General features: G+C 56.7%; 1 protein-coding gene. It reads left to right on the forward strand.

The features are described from left to right. Positions 1 to 774, forward strand: a 774-nt coding sequence (locus B3Z49_RS04030) for a branched-chain amino acid ABC transporter permease (RefSeq protein WP_296988389.1), incomplete at its 5' end; no start/stop codon positions are given. Positions 775 to 863 lie beyond the last annotated feature (89 nt).

An 863-nucleotide genomic window follows, 5' to 3' on the forward strand; every position in this document is an offset into this window, starting at 1 on the left:
GATTATCTGGCGATTGCCACCCTTGGCATTTCCGAGATCATCATTGCGATCATCAAGTACGAAGAATGGCTGTCGCGCGGGGTTAAGAACGTCACCGGCATTCCGCGTCCGGTGCCCTATGAAGTCGACCTGATCGAAAGTGAATGGTTCATCAGCCTGGCCAATTTCTTTGGCGCAGCCGAGATTTCCGATGCCGCCAGCCTGTTTGTCAAACTGTGCTATGCGGTGCTGTTTGTCATCGTGCTTGCGATCATCATGTGGTTTGCCGAACGCGCACTGAAGTCGCCGTGGGGCCGTATGATGCGCGCCATTCGTGACAACCGCGATGCGGCGGCCGCGATGGGCAAGGACGTCAAACGCCGCCACCTCCAGACCTTTGTTCTGGGCTGTGCGGTGTGCGGGATTGCCGGTGCGATGCTGACCACCCTTGATGGTCAGTTGACACCAACCAGCTACATCCCGCTGCGCTACACCTTCCTGATCTGGGTGATGGTGATCCTGGGTGGGTCGGGCAACAACTGGGGCTCGATCCTCGGCGGCTTTATCATCTGGTTCCTCTGGGTCGAGGCAGAGCCGTTTGGCAACTGGTTCATGTCAACAATCACCGCCCCGCTTGGCGAAGGATCGGAGCTTGCCCAGCATCTGGTCGCTGGTGCGGCCTACATGCGCTATCTGATGATGGGGGCGATCCTTTTGATCGTCATGCGGTTTGCGCCAAAGGGGCTGATCCCCGAGGCCACCAACCGATCAACGGCAATGACGCGGTCTTCCTGACCAATCATTCAAAAACGGGGGGGGGAAAAAACACAAACACCCCCCCCTTTTTTTTTTTTTTTCCCCTCCCCAAAAAACCACAAAAAACC

Source organism: Thalassospira sp. UBA1131 (assembly GCF_002311515.1).
In the GTDB taxonomy this organism is placed as follows: domain Bacteria; phylum Pseudomonadota; class Alphaproteobacteria; order Rhodospirillales; family Thalassospiraceae; genus Thalassospira.